We start from the raw sequence: 16,615 nt of genomic DNA on the forward strand, positions 1-16,615 counted from the left end.
GTTGGGTGTCAGGCGAGATTCGCGGGCGGGTCGCGGGCCTGACCTCCGTGCACGGGAGAGGGATGGATCGAGAGTGCGTGTGGCGTCTGCGCTAGGTGGCGCGAGAGGCCAGTTGGTTCTGTGGCGGGGCGATCAGTGCTGAGCGCGAGCGCGCCGATGGTGCAATCCGGGCAGACATGCTCGTGCAGGATCGGCTGGCCATCGGGGCCGATGGCAACCGTGACCTGCATACCGCCGAGGCAGAGAATCATCGTGCCATGCACCGCCATATCGCCGCGTGCCAAAGCCATGCTGACGCTGGTGAGCGACAGGATCAGCGCGAGGCTGAGCGCGGTTATGGAGCGGATCATCCGGTGCATGGGCATAGGTCTATGCCGAGCCGGGCGAAAATGGGAAGCGACAAAATGACAGCGGCCCCGCATCGGCGGATGCGGGGCCGTCTATCTTACCAAGATCAGGGCGATCAGGCGTCGGCCTGGGCCTTGGCGATCTCTTTCTTGATTTTCAACGCTTTGGGCGACAGCTCGCTGTCTTTCGCCTTTGCCAGGAATGCGTCGAGGCCACCGCGATGGTCGACGGTGCGCAGCGCGGCATTCGAGATGCGCAGCTTAAAGCGGCGATCCAGCGTGTCGGAGCCGAGCGTCACATCGCTCAGGTTCGGCAAGAAGCGGCGCTTGGTTTTGTTGTTGGCATGGCTGACATTGTTGCCAGTCATCGGACCTTTGCCGGTCAATTCGCAGACGCGAGACATGGGGCTACCCTCGGGTTTCAGAAACGGAAGGGGGCGCGTGACCGTTGTCAGCGCCCCGGAAATCTGAGCGGGGGATAAGGCGAGGGGGGCAAGGTGTCAAGCCGGGAATCGTCGGATTTGCGGCCTGACAGGGGGCGGATGCGCCGTTAGGTTGGCGGCGATGGTGAAGGAAACCGAACTCTATCCGCCGGTGAAGGCGTATCTCGAAGCACAAGGCTATGAGGTCAAGGCTGAGGTTGCGGGCGCCGATGTGGTGGCGCAGCGCGGGTCTGAGGCTGTGGTGATCGTCGAGTTGAAGACTCGATTTTCGCTGGCGTTGTTTCATCAGGGGGTGGCGCGTTTGGCGGTCAGCGATGTGGTTTATCTCGCCGTGCCACGGCAGACCGGGCGGATGTTTCAGAAGGCACTGGCAGAGAATGTGAAACTGGCCCGGCGCTTGGGGCTGGGGCTTCTGACAGTGCGGTTGAAAGACGGGTTTGTTGAGGCGCATTGCGATCCCGGCCCCTATGCGCCGCGCATTTCGAAACCGCGCAAGGCTCGGTTGCTGCGCGAGTTTGCCCGCCGGGTTGGGGACCCGAACACGGGCGGCACGCAAGGCGGGATCGTGACCGCCTATCGGCAAGATGCGCTGAATTGCGCGGCCTATCTGGCTCGTGAGGGGCCGAGCAAGGGCGCGGTTGTGAAAGCCGCCACCGGCGTTGAGCGGGCGACGACGATCATGCGCGACGATCATTATGGCTGGTTTGAGCGGGTTGAAACCGGCGTTTATGCGCTGACCCCGAAAGGGGCCGAGGGTCTGACGGCGTATAAACTCGGCGGGGGTGATGGGCCTTAAGTCGGACCGCGCTCGACCGGTTTGGCGTCTTGCAATCCGCCGCGCAGTTTGACGAGAAGCTTTTGCAGGTCGGTCAATTCGTCTGGCGTCAGGCCGGTCTTGTCGATCATGCAGGCAGTGATGTTGGGCGCTTGCTTCCGCAGGGCATCGCCTCTTGCCGTGAGGTGAACAAAGACCTCTCGGCCATCCTTTTTGCCACGGTTGCGGGTCACATGCCCGAGCGCTTCGAGCCGTTTTACAAGCGGTGTCAGCGTGCTTGTCTCCATCTGCAATTGCTGTGCCAACTCGTTTATCTTCTGCCTGTCCCGCTCCCACAGCAAGGTCAGGGTGATGTATTGCGGGTAGGTCAACCCAAGGGATTTGAGATGCGGCGCATATGCGCGGTTGATCGCGTGGGATGCGGTATAAACCGCGTGGCAGAACATATCCTCAGCATGTGTTGGAAGTCGGTCGGGTTTCAAACTCGGCTCCGTGTGTTTTGTATCGCACGCGATATAAGTTCTTGACATGACGCCTCGGATCATTCAAGCCTCCGCAGTATAAGTCGTGCACGATATATATCAGGGAGGCCGATATGTCCTGGCTACCAAGCTTGCTCACCGAAACCCCAGAGAAGGGCTATGATCTGGCGATCATGCTCTCGCGAATGGCGGTCAAGAAGACCCAGCCCGATGATGCCGCGCGTCAGCGGATGCGGCCGGATTACGCCAATAACGCAGATAGTCTGACGGCGGCGTCACATGTCGTGGCGACCAACTTCCAAACCGTCGCGGCGGCCAACAATTATTGGCGCCCATAGACGGGATCACCGCAACTTCCGGCAGGTCACTGCGTTGGCATCAGCACCACCTCGCGCACGGCGTTGCGCGGGTGTGCGTTCAGCGCCAGCATCACCGCCTCGGCCACGTCTTCAGGCTGTAGCTTCTCGGGTTTTGGCGCGTCGAAAAACGGTGTGTCCACCATGCCAGGCGCGATCACGGTGCAGCGTCCGCCCCAATCGGCCATTTCTTCGGCGAGATTGCCGGCAAAGCCGTGCACGAACCATTTTGTGGCGCCATAGATCGAGCCTTTGACATGCCGCCGCCCGGCGATCGAGCCGGTCAAAACCATATGGCCCGTGCTCTGACGAAGATAGGGGAGCGCGGCTTTCGCGGTGTAGAGCAGCCCCATGATGTTGAGTTGAACCAGGTCGGCCCATTCCGCCGGATCGCCCGCCTCGGTGCCAGGCGCATTCGCCCCCATGCCGGCATTGGCAAAGGCCGCATCGACAGAGCCAAACGCCTCTTGCAGGGCCAGAAGCGCCTGCTCTTGCGTCGCCAGGTCGGTGACATCGCCCGGCAAGGCCAAGGCCGCACCGCCAAGCTCTTCGGCCAAGGCGGCCACTTTGTCGGTGGAGCGGGCCATCAGCCCAACATTCCAGTCAGAGGCCACGGCGGCGCGGGCCGTTGCGGCCCCGATGCCAGTGGACGCACCGGTGATGAAAAGGGTTTTGCGGGTCATGATAAGGCTCCAATGGGTTGCAAGGCGGGCGCGCATGACATGAGATAGCGCCATGCAAACCACGTTTACAATCCAGACCAAAGGCCCGGGACTCTATGAGTTTACCACCGAAGTTGCGGCCTGGGTGGCGGGGCAGGGTGAGGGCCTGCTGACGCTGTTCATCCGGCACACCTCCGCCAGCCTGTTGATCCAGGAGAACGCCGACCCTGAGGTGCAGACCGATTTGACGGCCTATTTCGACCGGTTGGTGCCGCCGTCTGACGACCCGTCGATGCACTATCTGACCCACACCTATGAAGGCCCTGACGACATGCCAGCGCATATCAAGGCCGCGATGATGCCTGTCTCGCTGCAAATCCCGATCTCGGGCGGTCGGTTGGCTTTGGGCACCTGGCAGGGGATTTATGTGGTGGAACATCGCCGCCGCCCGCATCGGCGCGATGTGGCCGCGATGCTCCTGAAGGCTTAGTCGTCCAAGACGAAGGTCACCATCAGATTGACCTGATAATGTTGGATGGTGCCATCGGATACCGACACGCGCTGCTCTTTGACCCAGGCGCTGGTCACATTGCGCAAGGTGGTGTTGGCGCGGGCGATACCGTCGCGGACGGCGGCCTCGAAGCTGTCGGTGGATGTCGCGGAAATCTCTGTCACGCGGGCGATGCTCATGATCTGTCTCCTGTTGGCTGTTGAGGGGGTATTTTACCACTCAAGGGCGGTCCGTTGCGGGTTTTGTGCCGCAGTTTCTCCCCCCAAATCCTGTAGGGGCAATTCGCCTCTACCCAAGCCCTATGCATGCTCCTATAGTGCCTGTGGATAACAGGGCTGAAGACCCTATCAGGCAGAGTTGCGCTCGTCACTCGGGTGCGAAGGGATCAGAAAAGGGGGACGTGGATGCGCTGCCCGTTTTGCGGAAATGTCGATACTCAAGTGAAAGATAGCCGTCCGGCCGAGGATCATGTGGCGATCCGGCGGCGGCGGTTTTGCCCGGCTTGTGGCGGGCGGTTCACGACCTATGAGCGTGTTCAATTGCGCGATCTGGTGGTGATCAAGACCAATGGTAAGCGCGAGGATTTCGACCGCGACAAGCTGGAGCGGTCGATCCGCATCTCGATGCAGAAACGTCCCGTCGAGCCAGAGCGGATCGATCAGATGATCTCTGGCATTGTGCGGCGTTTGGAAAGCATGGGCGAGACCGATATCCCCTCGGGCACGATTGGCGAGATCGTCATGGAAAGCCTGGCCCGGATCGACACGGTGGCCTATGTCCGCTTTGCGAGTGTCTATAAGAACTTCCAGGCGGCTGATGATTTCGAGGAATTCGTGGCGGAGCTGCGCCCGCCCAGCACAACCGAAAGCTAAGCGATGACAACGGGCGACGATGCCCGCTGGATGCGGCTCGCGCTGTCTTTGGGCGCGCGGGGGCACGGTCGGGTTTGGCCGAACCCGGCGGTTGGCTGTGTGATTGTGAAAGCGGGCCGGGTTCTGGGCCGGGGCTGGACCCAACCCAGTGGCCGACCCCATGCGGAGACGGAGGCTTTGGCTCAAGCCGGCGACGCGGCCCATGGCGCAACGGCCTATGTCAGCTTGGAACCTTGCGCCCATCAGGGGCACACGCCGCCTTGTGTTGAGGCCTTGATTGCCGCGTCGGTCGCGCGGGTTGTGATTGCCATGGAAGACCCCGATCCGCGCGTGGCGGGGAAGGGGATTGCGCGGCTGCAAGATGCCGGAATCGCCGTGACAACCGGTGTTTTGCAAGATCAGGCGGCGGAGGCGCATCAGGGCTTTCTCAGCCGTGTCGTGCGAGGCCGGCCTGCGGTGACACTAAAGCTTGCCACGTCTTTTGATGGACGGATTGCCACCGCGAGTGGTGAAAGCAAATGGATCACTGGGCCCGAGGCGCGGCGACATGTGCATGGGATGCGGGCGCGCCATGATGCGGTGTTGATCGGTGCGGGCACGGCGCGGGCCGATGACCCGAACCTGACCGTGCGCGGGTTGGGCATGGCGTATCAGCCGGTGCGCGTGGTGTTGTCGCGACGGCTGGATATTCCGACTGACGGCGCGTTGTGGAATAGCCTGCCCGAGGTGCCGCTCTGGCTGTGTTATGGGGACGCGGCGGACCCGCAGGACAGGATGGCTTGGGCCGCGCGCGGGGCAGGTATGATCCCCTGTAAGGCCGGACCCGGCGGGCAATTGGACGTGGCGGATGTGATGCAAGCGCTTGGGCGCGAAGGTCTGACCCGGGTGTTCTGTGAAGGGGGCGGGGCGCTGGCGGCGTCTCTGCTCGCGGCCGATTTGGTGGATGATCTTGTCGGGTTCACCGCCGGGATGGTTTTGGGGGCGGAGGGGCAGCCGGCAATCGGCGCGATGGGTGTGGCGGCGCTTGCTGAGGCGCCGTGCTTCACCTTGCGGCGCAGCCAGCCCGTGGGCGCCGATATTCTTCATGAATGGACCCGCGCGCCGCGCTAACGCCGCCTGCGTCGCCAGAGCCACGCCTGACCGGCGAACCAGCCTTGGAGTTTTGCCAAAGCGCGGAGGCTTGGTTTCCGCGCCAGACCCTCGCCCGAAGCGAGCCGATCCACCGCAACTTCGACTGGGCAGGGAAGGCCGGTGACCGGGTCGAGATAGCGCGGATAGGCGATGAGCGTGGCATGGGCCAGCGCGGCGAGTGACGGCTTGGCCTGCCGCCGGGCGGGCACGGGGCCGAGATCATGTGTGAGGCCCCAACCGGCATAAAAGGGTGTGCCCAAGACAGTGACGGGAACCCCGCGCAGGAGCGCCTCGAACCCCAAAAGCGATGTCATCGTCACGACCCGATCCGCGTGGGTCAACAGCGCCACCGGGTCCGTGTCATGGGCGACATGGTCGGCGAGCCGGGCCAAATCCTCCGCCGGGACGGTTCCTTGGCGCAGGCCCGCTTCCACATCGGGGTGGGGTTTGTAGATCAGCATCGCCTGTGGGTGCAGGCGTTTGGCGGTTTCCAGAAGGTCAAGATTGGTTCTGACCTCGCCCGCGCCGAGCCGGATCGAGGCATCGTCTTCGACCTGTCCGGGCACCAAGATCACGGGTCGTCCTTCGGGGTTGGGCAGAGCGGGAGGCTGGCCGAGATTGTATTTGCTGAGCCCCAAGGCGGAGAGCCGCCCGATCAGGGCGTCGGCCCGCGCCAGGCGTTTGGCGGGCCAGGTTGCGGCCTCGGCGATCAGGTGTTCCAAGCGGCTTTCCCGGGTTGGGTCGTAATAGATGCCGAGATCGTCCCGGACCAGGCTGAGCGGGGGCACAAGATCGGCCCCCAAGCCGCGTGAGCGCAGAAACCCGTCTTCGATCCGGGTCAAGGGGCGGTTGGCGGCGCGGCAGGCGTCGCGGAGTGCGGCGTCTTCGCGCCCGGCCCAGACCATGACCGGCTTTTCGGCGGCAATTGCCGCATCAGGGCTGTCCGCGAAGCTGAGTTTGGTTCCGCTGGCGCCATAGAACTGCTGCAGATGTCCGCGTTTCCAGGCCCGCATGCCGACCGCGACATGGCCCTTGCGATCCGCACGCCAAGCGCGGGCCTGGGCTTCCAATGCGCCCAGAACATCCTCAAGCAGGCACAGCCTGTCGTGATAAGGATCGTACCAGCGCGGATAGAGGATCAGCGCCCCGGCGACGAGTTGTGCCCGGGTCAGCGCGCGCTGGCGACGCGGGATCGGCATCCTGTCGTCGCTGAGCCCCCATCCGGCATAGAAGGGTTGGCCGAAGACCACGGGTTTGTGGCCCGCAAGGATCGCCTCGAACCCAAGCTGGCTGGAGACCGTATAGACCGCGCGCGCACCTTCCATCAGCCGCCATGGCGAAAGCGCCGCGTCGCAGAGGGTGGCCGTCTCGCCACCATTGCTCTGACCGAAATGCCCGTCGCGATGGCCGGATCGGGTCTCTGGGTGGGTCTTGATCACGATCTGGGCGCCGGGGTGATCTTCCTGCGCCCAATAGAGCATCTCGCGGAATGTGTCTGCATTGGTCCCGCCGAGCCTGATCGAGGCGTCGCCCTTGGTTTGGTCGATCACTAGAACATAGCCCGGCTTTGGCGGCTCCAGCTTAGGATCGACGGCGGCATATTTCGTCAGATGCGCGTCAGCCATCCGGGCCATTGCATCGCGCGCCCGGTCCATCAGCGCGGTGTCATCCAGCGGATGCGTGGCCAGCAGGTGTTCCAGATCCGAGGGCTGGGTGCTGTCGAAATAGGCGCCGCGCCGGTCGATCGTGAGGCCAAGCGGCGGCTCGCCGCTTCGCCCCGGATGTAGGGAGCGGAGAAAGGCGTCTTCGACCCGGACCAGATGCGCGCCGGTGGCAGCGGCGGCCTTCTCGCCGCGCGGGGCATAAGGCGAATGGCCCCAGACCAGTACGTCATCCTCCGGCCCGGGCTTGCCGAGTTTCAACTCATATCCCGCAAGCGTCAGGATGCGGCGCACCCGGGCGTTGGTCAAAAAGCCAGCGTTGAAATGAAACCCCCGCCGGTGGGTGCGTCCGGCGGGGGCTCTTTGCTTGCTCCGGCCATCGGCCCGTCAGTCGCCGCCGAGGCTGTTGAGCGAGTTGGCGGTGCCAAGCGTACCGGTTAGCGCGTTCAGAGCTTTGCTCCATTGTGTAAACGGCGCTTCGGTTACATAGACAGTGTCGCCATCGCGGATCACGAAATCGCGGGCCTCGAACATGCCGGTCGGCGCGGTCAGGTCCAGCACATAGATCATACGCTGCGCCCCGATCAGATCGCTCCGACCAAGCACTTGGCTGGCAATCTCTTCGGGTTCATTGCGGAGCACAAACACGCCGGTCGGATCAGCGAGGCTGGTGTTCAGCCCGCCGACGGTTGCAATGGCCTCGATGGCCGAGATCGTCTGGCTGTCGAAGGGAACGCGGGCTTGCTGCCCCGTGGCGCCAAGCGAGGTGAAGCTTCGGCCGTCTTCCTCGACCAGAATGCGGTCACCGCCCCGCATGGAGATATCGAATTGCGGGTTTGAATAGAGGTCTTCGAACCAGATCGTGCCGGTATGGGCACCTCGAACAACGGTGATTTGCGCGATATCGGGCTCGACGGAGATGCCGCCCGCGGCAGACAACATACCGGTCAGCGTGCGCGTTGGGCGTTCGATAGGATAGATGCCTTGGCCACCGACGCCGCCCGCGACCGATACCGTGGCCCCATCGCCCGCCGCGCGGCGGATGAGCACTTGTGGATCGGGGGTTTGTTCATCGAGATTGCGGGTGAGGATTTCACGCAGCTGATTGGGCGTATTGCCCGCCGCCCGGATACGGCCCGCATAGGGGACAAAGATAAATCCGGAACTGTCGACCGTCACCTCGCTGATTGTTGCGGCATTCGATCCGGCGCCGGCCAAAAGCCCGTCTTCGACGTTTTCATAGATGGTGAGATCTAACACATCGCCGGGCCGGATAACCTCAGTCGATACGGTGCCCGCGTTCTGAAACGCCTCGCTGAAGCCAAGCGCGGGGACCACCGCCGTGGCGGCGATGACGCGTTGGTTCACCTCAACAACAAAGGCATCGCCTTCGCGCTGCACCGATCCGGCAAAAATCTCATTCCGTGTCGGGCCGGATCGCGGCAAGCCACAAGACGCAACTATGGATACAACGAGCGATAGCGCGACCAAGCGCGCCCCTCGGGAAGCCAGTGATTTCACAGGTTTGGCTCCTTATTGCCTGAAACTGCCTCAGTTTATTTTTTTGTCACTTTAGCTTATCTGCGCAAACCGCGCTAGTGTTTGGTTTATTTCACGACTTGCAGGTGTTGCCGTGGGGCCGGTCGGCCCGCATCGAGCGCATCGTAGGGGTCTTCCGGTGAGAGCATCATATCGACCACTTGGCGGAGGAGCTGTCGCCGTCCGCGCGATGAATAGAAGCTGCCGGTGATCTGCGAGGTTTCCAGAAGGTAGTGGCGATAATCGCGATAGGCGCGACTGTCGGGGCGGTTTGGATTGGTGAAAAACGCCTCCATCGTCTGCGTCGAGACAAACTCGGGCTTCAGATAAACCGCCGTGCCAAAAGCTTTCAGGGGGAGGCCGCGCCAAAGCGCCTGCTGCGCGGCGGTCGAGTTCACCGTCACCGCGCTGCGGGCATCGTTCAAGAGCCGGGCCAGTTTGCCGCCACGGACATAGTGCACACGGTCGGTCACCCCATGTTTGGCAGCAAGGCGGCGGATGTCTTGCCGGATCGGCACGCGGCCATCCTCAAGCGGGTGGGCCTTGAAAACCAGGTGGTGATGCGCTGGGGCACCTTCGGCAAAGCCTTCTATCAGGACCGCGAGGAAATCGGCCATCGTGTCAAACGGCCCATGGTCACGGAAGCTTGCATCATGTTCGAGTTGCAACAGCGCAAGGTGATAGGGAAAGCCGCCGGTCTTGATCCGCCAGGTGGCTTGCACCCGATCGAACCAGAGAAATGGCATAAATGTGATCCGGCGCAGATAGAGCCAAAGCTCGCGGCCCACGGTGATGTTGCGATGCGGACGGAAATGCCGATAACGCATATTCAGGAACATCACGAACCAATGGTAGAGCGCGCCATAGAAGATATGCTGCCGCATATCTCCCCATTTTGACGGCGTGTCGGGCAAATCCAGATCAAGCCGTTTCAGAGCTTTGCGCATTTGGGCTACCGAGGTGCTCATCAGCCGCGAATGCCCGTTCGCGCCGCCGCGTTCATAGGTGATCCAATAGGGGCGGAGATACCCTTCCTCGAAGACATGCACGGTCAGGCCGCGCGCTTTGGCGATGGTCACGGCTTCGGAGTGGATCGGTCGGGTATCGCCATAAAGCACCAGATCGGTCACGCCTTTGTCCGCGATCAGGCTTTGCAAATGATCGGGCCAGTCCTCGACCGTGCCGGTATAGGCGATATAGCTCTCCCGGTGATGCCAGAACGCGCTGTCGCCTTGGTTGAAGCCGACGCGCCAGACATCCGACCCCGCGGCACGCAGCATCCTGCCAAGCCGGTGGAAGAACGGCCCATGTGGGCCTTGCAAGAACAGAAAAACCTTGTGCAACAGTCACTTTCCCCGAGCAAATGCTCTGATACCGCTTATCGTGTTGAAACAGAGTTGCATAGCGGTCTGGCCTGATGAGGGCGGGTTTTGGTCTGGATTAAGGCGGCCATGGCTTGCCGCCGGTGCCCGCGCCCGTTAGGTGAAAAAAGGGAAATGGAGGGCGCGTATGTTCACGGGCATCATCACCGATATCGGAACCGTTCAGGCGCTGGAGCATCGTGGCGATCTCAGAGCGCGGATCGGCACCAGCTATGACACGGCCGGGATCGATCTGGGTGCCTCGATCTGCTGCGATGGGGTTTGCCTGACGGCGGTGGCGCTTGGCGAAGGCTGGTTCGACGTGGATATCTCTGCCGAGACGGTGTCCAAAACCAATATCGGCGCCTGGGCCGAGGGGCAGCGGATCAATCTGGAGCGGTCCTTGAAAGTCGGCGATGAGTTGGGCGGCCATATCGTCAGCGGCCATGTGGATGGTGTAGCCGAACTGGTGGGGATGGCGGATGAGGGCGACAGCACCCGGTTGACCTTCCGCGCGCCGGAGGGCTTGGCGAAATTCATCGCGCCGAAAGGCTCGGTGGCGTTGAACGGCACCTCACTGACCGTGAATGAGGTGGACGGCGCGGAGTTTGGCATCAACGTGATCCCGCATACCAAAGAGGTCACGACCTGGGGCGATGCGGCGGTGGGCGACCAGATCAATTTGGAGATCGACACACTGGCCCGCTATGTCGCGCGGCTGCAGGAGTGGGGCGGGTGAAACCGGTCGTCACACGTTCGATCAATGATTGGAGCGAACAGCGATGTGTCGATATTCTGCAGGCTGAGGCCGGGTTTTTCTGGTCGGAATGCCGCCGCGATCCGGAAGACGCCCATGGCTGGCGGCGGCTGGATACGCCACATGGGCCGTTTGCAGAGGAAGCCGAAGCGCTGGATGCGGCGCGTATTGCAGTGGGATGGATGAGCGAGGAGACGGCGCGATGAGCGGATTGGGTCATAATGGCGGGCCATCGATGGAACCGGGTTTCGGGTTCCGCAAACACGCCTGGGGCAAGGCACGCAAAGAGTTGTTGCCGAACCTGCCGCTGCAGATCGTGCGCATCCGCGTGGCGCGGGCCAAACGCTTAGGGCTGGATTACAAAACCTATGCCAAGATCCGCGCGACCTCGGGGCGGGATATCGTCGCTTTCTCTTCTCAGGAAACGCCTTGGAGCTGCGGCCACAGCGGATCGCGGTGCCGGAACGGTTGCAAGGCCGGTTGGCCGGGCTGGATGGCGCGGCGGAGCGGGTGGTCGCGGTCTATGGGCCGTCGCATCCCGAGGCGGTTCTAGCCGCCAATCCCGGTCTGATCGACATGACGGCCCCGGCGCCCGGTTTCACCGAAAGCTGGGCGGCCATGCGAGATCGGATCAAGGCGACGCTTCGCGAGAGCAACTTGCCCGCCGATGGCGTGGTCTTGGTGGCTGCGACAAGCGTGGAACGCGAATGGTGCGGCGCCGGGCAGATGGCGGGCATCCTGGCCGCGGATCGGTTCTTTCAGCCCGCCGCTTAGGGACGCAAACCAGGTTGTGACGTCGTGTCCGACGGGTGTTTTGCCGGATCGGCCCCTGGTAAGGTGGCCGCCCCTGGGGTATCTGAGCCTCAACTTGGAGGAACGTGCATGTCTGACCCCATCCCATTCGAACAGCCCGGCCCTGTAGAGCAGGATTGGTCCGATGCGGTATCTTCGGTCGAAGAGATCATCGAAGATGCGCGCAATGGGCGGATGTTCATTCTGGTCGATCACGAGGATCGGGAGAATGAAGGCGATCTGGTGATCCCGGCGCAGATGGCGACGCCGGAGGCGATCAATTTCATGGCGACCCATGGGCGCGGGCTGATTTGCCTGTCGCTGCCCGGCGAGCGGATTGATGCGCTCGGCCTGCCGCTGATGTCGTCTTACAACTCGTCCCGCCATGAGACGGCTTTCACGATTTCGATTGAGGCGCGCGAAGGTGTGTCGACCGGGATTTCGGCCCATGACCGGGCTCGCACCGTGGCTGTGGCGATCGATTCCGGCAAAGGCGCAAGCGATATCGCGACGCCGGGCCATGTCTTCCCGCTCCGCGCCCGCGAAGGCGGCGTGCTAGTGCGTGCGGGGCATACCGAGGCGGCGGTGGATATCTCCCGGCTCGCGGGGCTGAACCCTCTGGCGTGATCTGCGAGATCATGAATGAAGACGGATCGATGGCGCGGCTGCCCGATCTGGTGGCGTTTGCGCAGCGGCACAATCTGAAAATCGGCACGATCAGCGATCTGATCGCCTATCGCCGCCGTCACGACAACCTGGTGAAGGTGCGCCAGGAACAGACCATCGAAAGCGAGTTCGGCGGCGAGTGGACGCTTCGGATTTACACCGACGAGACGCAAGGCGCGGAGCATATCGTGCTGATCAAAGGCGACATCGCGACGCCCGATCCGGTCTTGGTGCGGATGCATGCGCTTGACCCGATGCTGGATGTGATTGGCACCGGCGGCACCGGGCGGGCGGGGGAGTTTGGCGATGCCATGACGCTGATTGCCGAGGAGGGCAGGGGCGTTTTGGTGCTGTTGCGCGATTTGCATATGAAGCTGACCGCGGAGCATGAGGTCTCGCCGCAGACGTTGCGGCAATACGGGCTTGGGGCGCAGATCCTCTCCTCGCTTGGCCTGTCGGATATGGTGCTTCTGACCAACTCGCCACAACCGAAAGTGGTGGGGCTTGAGGCCTATGGCTTGAACATTATCGGCACACGCAAAATCTCGGAGATCGGATGATGGCAGGCCCGTCGCATTACGAATTGCCGCTGCCGGAGTTTGACGCGCCGGTGAAAGTGCTGATCGTCATGGCGCCCTATTACAAGGACATCGCGGACGGGCAATTGGCCGGCGCGAAAGCCACGCTGGAGGCCGCGGGTGCCGACCATGAGGTGGTCGAGGTGCCGGGCGCGCTGGAAATCCCGGTCGCCATCGGCATCGCGCATCGGCAGTCGAATTTCGATGGCTATGTGGCGCTTGGCTGCGTCATTCGGGGCGAGACGACGCATTACGACACGGTGTGCGAGGAATCGAACCGGGGCGTGACGATGTTGGGGATGGCCGGGGCCTGTATCGGCAATTGCATCCTGACGGTGGAAAGCCACGAACAGGCGGCTGTGCGCGCCGATCCGGCGCAAATGAACAAAGGCGGCGGTGCGGCGGCGGCGGCGCTGCACCTCATCGCGTTGACGCGGGGCTATGGGAAGCCTAAAGGCGGCGTCGGATTCAAGCCGCGCGGTGAGAGCATTCAGATCGCGGGCGACAGCAAAGGGCCCACGACCGCATGACAGACCCCCGCCCGACCGGGCCAAGCCGAGACGAAAAACGCCAGATGAAATCCGCGGCGCGGCTTTATGCCGTGCAAGCGCTGTTTCAGATGGAGCATTCCGGCCAGAGCGCCGATCTGGTGCGGAAAGAATTTGAGACCTTTCGGTTCGGCGAAGAGATCGAAGGCGACGCGATGGCCGAGGGCGATGTGGATTTGTTCCGCAAGCTGTTGGATGACGCGGTGGTTTGGCAGGCCAAGATCGACCAGATGACCGACCGGGCGCTGGTGGCCAAATGGCCGATTGACCGGATTGACCCGACCTTGCGGGCCCTGTTCCGGGCCGCCGGGGCGGAATTGGTCGAGGGCGCAGCCCCGCCTAGAGTCGTGATCACCGAATTCGTCGACGTCGCGCGGGCGTTTTTCCCCGAAGGGCGCGAGCCGAAATTCGTGAATGCGGTGCTGGATCATATGGCGCGCGAGGCGAAGCCCGAGGCGTTCTGAGCATCGCGGCTACGGGCCCGAGGTCGCGACAAAGCATCCCGCCGGGCGTCCAGCCGTTCCACAGGGCAAAAGGACCCCCATATGAATGGGACCGTTGCAGTTGCCGAGGCCTTGCCGATGACCGGAGCATGGAAACGCATCAAAGCCGCCTATCGCTGGTTGGTGGGCGATGATGATACCTTCGTAGACCTCAGCATGGGGTTTGCGCTGTTCACTGTGTTCTCCAGTGTGATGATGGTGACCGGCCATGACACGCCCAAAACCGGGACCTTCGCCTATGTGCATCTGTTGCTGCGGCTTAGCATCATCTTCGGCGCGCTGGCGCTGTGGGATTTCGACGGCGTGAAGGCGGATGTCAAACGGGCTCTCACCCGGGCAAAAGCGTTGCCCCGGACCCGGCCCGGGCATGTGATTGCTTGGCTCAGGGGCTTGCCCGATCATCCTTTGACCTCTGCCTGTGTGTTGTTCACTGCGGCTACGGTTCTGCTCTGCCTCGTGCATATTCTCTTCGTGACGCAGTCTGTTGGTGGGCCGGCGCTCTATCTTGGTTTGATCTGGATGTTTGCGGTGCTCTATGCGGTGCTGCTCGTGTGGTTCGCCCTTAGGCGCGCGGCGCGGCGTTAGGGGGTTGGCCCGGGATGCGTGCGAAAAGGGCCGCCCGGTGTCCCGCGCGGCCCTAGGAGTTTTTGCGTCTCGGATCAGTCGATCGGGACTTGGAACAGCGTCCGGTACATCAGCGTGTAGACATCGGTCGAGTCCATCAGCGGTTCCACTAGGTCATAGTTGAACCCGGCGGTGCGGACGAGGATGCCGCCGGCCACGTCGTTATAGCCGACCCAACCGATCCCGAAGGGGTGCTGAACCCCATTGGCATCCGCAGGTGTGATGAACGCGTTGCCGAACTGCCCTTCGACGCCATGCAGGATGCCGCCGCCACGGGTTGAGGCATCAAGCATGCCGGGTTCATCGGCATGAACCACCTGCAAGCCGCCCGCATCGGAATCCGCCGCCATCACCAGAAGCGTGTCGGGGTTCTGGTCGAGGAAGTCGAGCATCACGCCGGTGGCTTCGTCGGCGCGGGCCAGCGCTTCTAACGTGCCTGCGGCGTTCATGTTGTTGGCGATATTGTCGGTGCCTTCCTCTTCGATCACCGCAAAGAACCCGTCTTCATCGCGGCTGATGATCGCCAGGGCGACGTTGCTCATTTCCGCGATGGTCGGCGCGTCGGGCCAGTAGGTCGGCACGCCGTCGATCTCGTTGCGGATCCATTCCTGGTCGTTGAACGTGTGGTTATGGGCGAAGACGCCGAGCACCATATCGGTGGTTTCGGTTTTCAGCGCCATCAGCTCGTCGCGGTCATAGACTATGGTATAGCCAAGCTCTTCGGCGCGTGCGATCAGGTTGACGCCATCGGTGCGCTGCCCCATGCCGTGGCGGCCTTCCGTGCCTTCGGGCAGCAGGAAACGCTCGCCGCCGGCCATGATCACCTGAGCACCCGACTCAATCACCGAGGCGGCGATCTCATGTGTGTTGCCGCGACTCTCATTGGAGGCGACGAAGGCCGCGGTGCCCGGCTCGGCGATATGGCCGGTTTGCACCAGAGCCACGGCGCGGCCAGCGGCCAGAGCTTCCTCAGCGATCGACATCTGCTGCCCAGAAGCGGCGGTGATCTCTTCGGTGCCGTTCAGGCCGAAGCTGTCCCCGATGACCTTTACGCCGTAAGCATGCACCGTGGCCCCGCCATGGGAGGTTCCGGTGACGCGGTCGGCCATATGGCCGGTATAGACGCCGAGGCCCGGCAGACGGTCCCAGTTCAGTTCGCCATCGGGGCCGACGGTATGCATCCGCGCGGCGAGCCAGTGGTTCACACCCGAGCCATCGGGGTGAAAGAAGATGACATTGCCGGTTTCCTGGGCGGCGGCAGGGGCGCTGAGGCCCAAAGAGAGTGCGATGGCGGAGGCGCCGAGATAACCAAGTTTCATGATATTGCTCCCATAGGGTTGAGCTATTGAATCCGCTTTGGCGATAGGCTGGGCGGCGATATTGATGTGCAGGAGCCGTGTGAAAGAATTGCGACAGATCGCGGAGACGTGCCCAATGACCGCAGGTTTAGGAATTTCCTTTGCCCTTGTTAGGCGGGCCACTATGTTGATCGGTAGCTGCTGTTGAACCGCGAGTCTTGCTTATGCCCGATCATATCCGTCTCATCCTGCGCCATGCGTTTTATGGTTTCCTGGTCGCCTTGGCCTTTGTGGGGATGCTGCTTTGGTTCAATGTCGCTAATCTCTGGCATCTGGTGACGCACACAAGCGAGGGGCCAATTGCGGTTCTGATGCTGGTGGTGTTCTGCACGATCACCTTCGGGTCGGTGCAGATCGGCTATAAGATCATGTCGATGGGTGAAGAAAACGACGATGAGGACGGCGGCAAACGTGATGACCTGCCGGTTCTGGATCATGTCGCGATCCCGGTGCGGGTGGACGAGCGCCGCTGAGCTATTCCACGGGATCAAACGCAAAACGCCAGCCGTATCGGGCTGGCGTTTTGCGTTGGAGGTAGACGGGACCACGACAACCGTCGGGGTTTTCATTCCCGAGGACCTGTTAATACAGGTGGGCGCCAGGTAAACGGACCAGGATCCGCACAGAGCCAGCTCCCTCGGAGATGTGT

General features: G+C 62.5%; 21 protein-coding genes and 1 pseudogene. 13 read left to right on the forward strand and 9 right to left on the reverse strand.

Annotation, left to right across the window (positions count from 1 at the left end; genetic code table 11):
* Window positions 1-8 precede the first annotated feature (8 nt).
* Window positions 9-350 carry a hypothetical protein gene (locus QTA57_RS08700; protein WP_290154578.1) on the reverse strand — a complete coding sequence of 114 codons (342 nt, stop codon included), beginning with the start codon at window positions 348-350 and terminating at the stop codon, window positions 9-11.
* 113 nt (window positions 351-463) lie between these two features.
* The gene (gene rpmB / locus QTA57_RS08705; RefSeq protein WP_290154580.1) at window positions 464-751 is read right to left on the reverse strand and encodes a 50S ribosomal protein L28; all 288 of its coding nucleotides are present in this window, start codon (window positions 749-751) and stop codon (window positions 464-466) included.
* A gap of 160 nt (window positions 752-911) precedes the next feature.
* On the opposite strand from rpmB, the gene QTA57_RS08710 reads away from it, so the two are divergent.
* Window positions 912-1,586 carry a DUF2161 domain-containing phosphodiesterase gene (locus tag QTA57_RS08710; protein ID WP_290154581.1) on the forward strand — a complete coding sequence of 225 codons (675 nt, stop codon included), beginning with the start codon at window positions 912-914 and terminating at the stop codon, window positions 1,584-1,586.
* Here QTA57_RS08710 and QTA57_RS08715 read toward each other — a convergent pair.
* Window positions 1,583-2,047, reverse strand: coding sequence for a MarR family winged helix-turn-helix transcriptional regulator (locus tag QTA57_RS08715; protein WP_290154584.1), 465 nt, complete (start codon window positions 2,045-2,047; stop codon window positions 1,583-1,585). The two genes, QTA57_RS08710 and QTA57_RS08715, sit on opposite strands and share 4 nt — an antisense overlap.
* 113 nt (window positions 2,048-2,160) lie before the next feature.
* Between QTA57_RS08715 and QTA57_RS08720 the strand changes: the two genes are divergently transcribed.
* Complete coding sequence (locus tag QTA57_RS08720; RefSeq protein WP_145215732.1) at window positions 2,161-2,385, forward strand: hexameric tyrosine-coordinated heme protein; 225 nt, start codon at window positions 2,161-2,163, stop codon at window positions 2,383-2,385.
* A gap of 26 nt (window positions 2,386-2,411) precedes the next feature.
* Here the strand turns inward: QTA57_RS08720 and QTA57_RS08725 are convergent, their stop codons facing one another.
* Complete coding sequence (locus QTA57_RS08725) at window positions 2,412-3,086, reverse strand: SDR family oxidoreductase (protein ID WP_290154588.1); 675 nt, start codon at window positions 3,084-3,086, stop codon at window positions 2,412-2,414.
* Window positions 3,087-3,138: 52 nt separating this feature from the next.
* On the opposite strand from QTA57_RS08725, the gene QTA57_RS08730 reads away from it, so the two are divergent.
* The gene (locus tag QTA57_RS08730; protein ID WP_290154591.1) at window positions 3,139-3,555 is read left to right on the forward strand and encodes a secondary thiamine-phosphate synthase enzyme YjbQ; all 417 of its coding nucleotides are present in this window, start codon (window positions 3,139-3,141) and stop codon (window positions 3,553-3,555) included.
* On the opposite strand, the gene QTA57_RS08735 is transcribed toward QTA57_RS08730, so the two are convergent.
* The gene (locus tag QTA57_RS08735) at window positions 3,552-3,755 is read right to left on the reverse strand and encodes a dodecin family protein (RefSeq protein ID WP_145215741.1); all 204 of its coding nucleotides are present in this window, start codon (window positions 3,753-3,755) and stop codon (window positions 3,552-3,554) included. The two genes, QTA57_RS08730 and QTA57_RS08735, sit on opposite strands and share 4 nt — an antisense overlap.
* A 225-nt stretch (window positions 3,756-3,980) precedes the next feature.
* Here QTA57_RS08735 and nrdR point away from each other — a divergent pair, with 225 nt between their 5' ends.
* Window positions 3,981-4,448: a transcriptional regulator NrdR gene (gene nrdR / locus QTA57_RS08740; protein ID WP_145215743.1), complete on the forward strand. Its 468-nt coding sequence runs from the start codon at window positions 3,981-3,983 to the stop codon at window positions 4,446-4,448.
* Between the two features lie 3 nt (window positions 4,449-4,451).
* Window positions 4,452-5,558 carry a bifunctional diaminohydroxyphosphoribosylaminopyrimidine deaminase/5-amino-6-(5-phosphoribosylamino)uracil reductase RibD gene (gene ribD / locus QTA57_RS08745; RefSeq protein ID WP_290154595.1) on the forward strand — a complete coding sequence of 369 codons (1,107 nt, stop codon included), beginning with the start codon at window positions 4,452-4,454 and terminating at the stop codon, window positions 5,556-5,558.
* Here the strand turns inward: ribD and QTA57_RS08750 are convergent.
* The 3 genes from QTA57_RS08750 to QTA57_RS08760 form a co-directional block, all read right to left on the reverse strand.
* Window positions 5,555-7,534 (reverse strand): capsular polysaccharide biosynthesis protein, encoded by a 1,980-nt coding sequence (locus tag QTA57_RS08750; RefSeq protein WP_290154596.1) that lies wholly within the window; start codon window positions 7,532-7,534, stop codon window positions 5,555-5,557. The two genes, ribD and QTA57_RS08750, sit on opposite strands and share 4 nt — an antisense overlap.
* Before the next feature lie 93 nt (window positions 7,535-7,627).
* Window positions 7,628-8,761: a polysaccharide biosynthesis/export family protein gene (locus QTA57_RS08755; protein ID WP_290154598.1), complete on the reverse strand. Its 1,134-nt coding sequence runs from the start codon at window positions 8,759-8,761 to the stop codon at window positions 7,628-7,630.
* An 86-nt stretch (window positions 8,762-8,847) separates the two neighbouring features.
* Window positions 8,848-10,122 carry a capsule biosynthesis protein gene (locus tag QTA57_RS08760; protein WP_290154600.1) on the reverse strand — a complete coding sequence of 425 codons (1,275 nt, stop codon included), beginning with the start codon at window positions 10,120-10,122 and terminating at the stop codon, window positions 8,848-8,850.
* Between the two features lie 166 nt (window positions 10,123-10,288).
* On the opposite strand from QTA57_RS08760, the gene QTA57_RS08765 reads away from it, so the two are divergent.
* From QTA57_RS08765 to QTA57_RS08795, 7 genes and pseudogenes are all read left to right on the forward strand, one after another.
* Entirely contained in the window at window positions 10,289-10,879 is a 591-nt protein-coding gene (locus tag QTA57_RS08765; RefSeq protein WP_290154601.1) for a riboflavin synthase, read from the forward strand.
* Window positions 10,876-11,103, forward strand: coding sequence for a hypothetical protein (locus QTA57_RS08770; RefSeq protein WP_290154603.1), 228 nt, complete (start codon window positions 10,876-10,878; stop codon window positions 11,101-11,103). Before QTA57_RS08765 ends, QTA57_RS08770 begins: the two co-directional genes overlap by 4 nt.
* Before the next feature lie 223 nt (window positions 11,104-11,326).
* Window positions 11,327-11,671: a hypothetical protein gene (locus tag QTA57_RS08775; RefSeq protein ID WP_290154604.1), complete on the forward strand. Its 345-nt coding sequence runs from the start codon at window positions 11,327-11,329 to the stop codon at window positions 11,669-11,671.
* Between the two features lie 108 nt (window positions 11,672-11,779).
* A pseudogene (ribB, locus tag QTA57_RS08780) lies at window positions 11,780-12,915 on the forward strand (3,4-dihydroxy-2-butanone-4-phosphate synthase).
* A complete protein-coding gene (locus QTA57_RS08785; protein ID WP_290154605.1) occupies window positions 12,915-13,463 on the forward strand; it encodes a 6,7-dimethyl-8-ribityllumazine synthase in 549 nt (182 codons plus the stop codon). Before ribB ends, QTA57_RS08785 begins: the two are co-directional and overlap by 1 nt.
* A complete protein-coding gene (gene nusB, locus QTA57_RS08790) occupies window positions 13,460-13,945 on the forward strand; it encodes a transcription antitermination factor NusB (RefSeq protein WP_290154608.1) in 486 nt (161 codons plus the stop codon). Before QTA57_RS08785 ends, nusB begins: the two co-directional genes overlap by 4 nt.
* An 81-nt stretch (window positions 13,946-14,026) precedes the next feature.
* Window positions 14,027-14,569 (forward strand): hypothetical protein, encoded by a 543-nt coding sequence (locus tag QTA57_RS08795; protein WP_290154610.1) that lies wholly within the window; start codon window positions 14,027-14,029, stop codon window positions 14,567-14,569.
* 74 nt (window positions 14,570-14,643) lie between these two features.
* On the opposite strand, the gene QTA57_RS08800 is transcribed toward QTA57_RS08795, so the two are convergent.
* A complete protein-coding gene (locus QTA57_RS08800; protein ID WP_290154612.1) occupies window positions 14,644-15,927 on the reverse strand; it encodes an alkaline phosphatase in 1,284 nt (427 codons plus the stop codon).
* 203 nt (window positions 15,928-16,130) lie between these two features.
* On the opposite strand from QTA57_RS08800, the gene QTA57_RS08805 reads away from it, so the two are divergent.
* Complete coding sequence (locus tag QTA57_RS08805) at window positions 16,131-16,439, forward strand: hypothetical protein (RefSeq protein WP_145215776.1); 309 nt, start codon at window positions 16,131-16,133, stop codon at window positions 16,437-16,439.
* Window positions 16,440-16,615 lie beyond the last annotated feature (176 nt).

This window comes from Fontisubflavum oceani, from assembly GCF_030407165.1.
In the GTDB taxonomy this organism is placed as follows: domain Bacteria; phylum Pseudomonadota; class Alphaproteobacteria; order Rhodobacterales; family Rhodobacteraceae; genus Rhodophyticola; species Rhodophyticola oceani.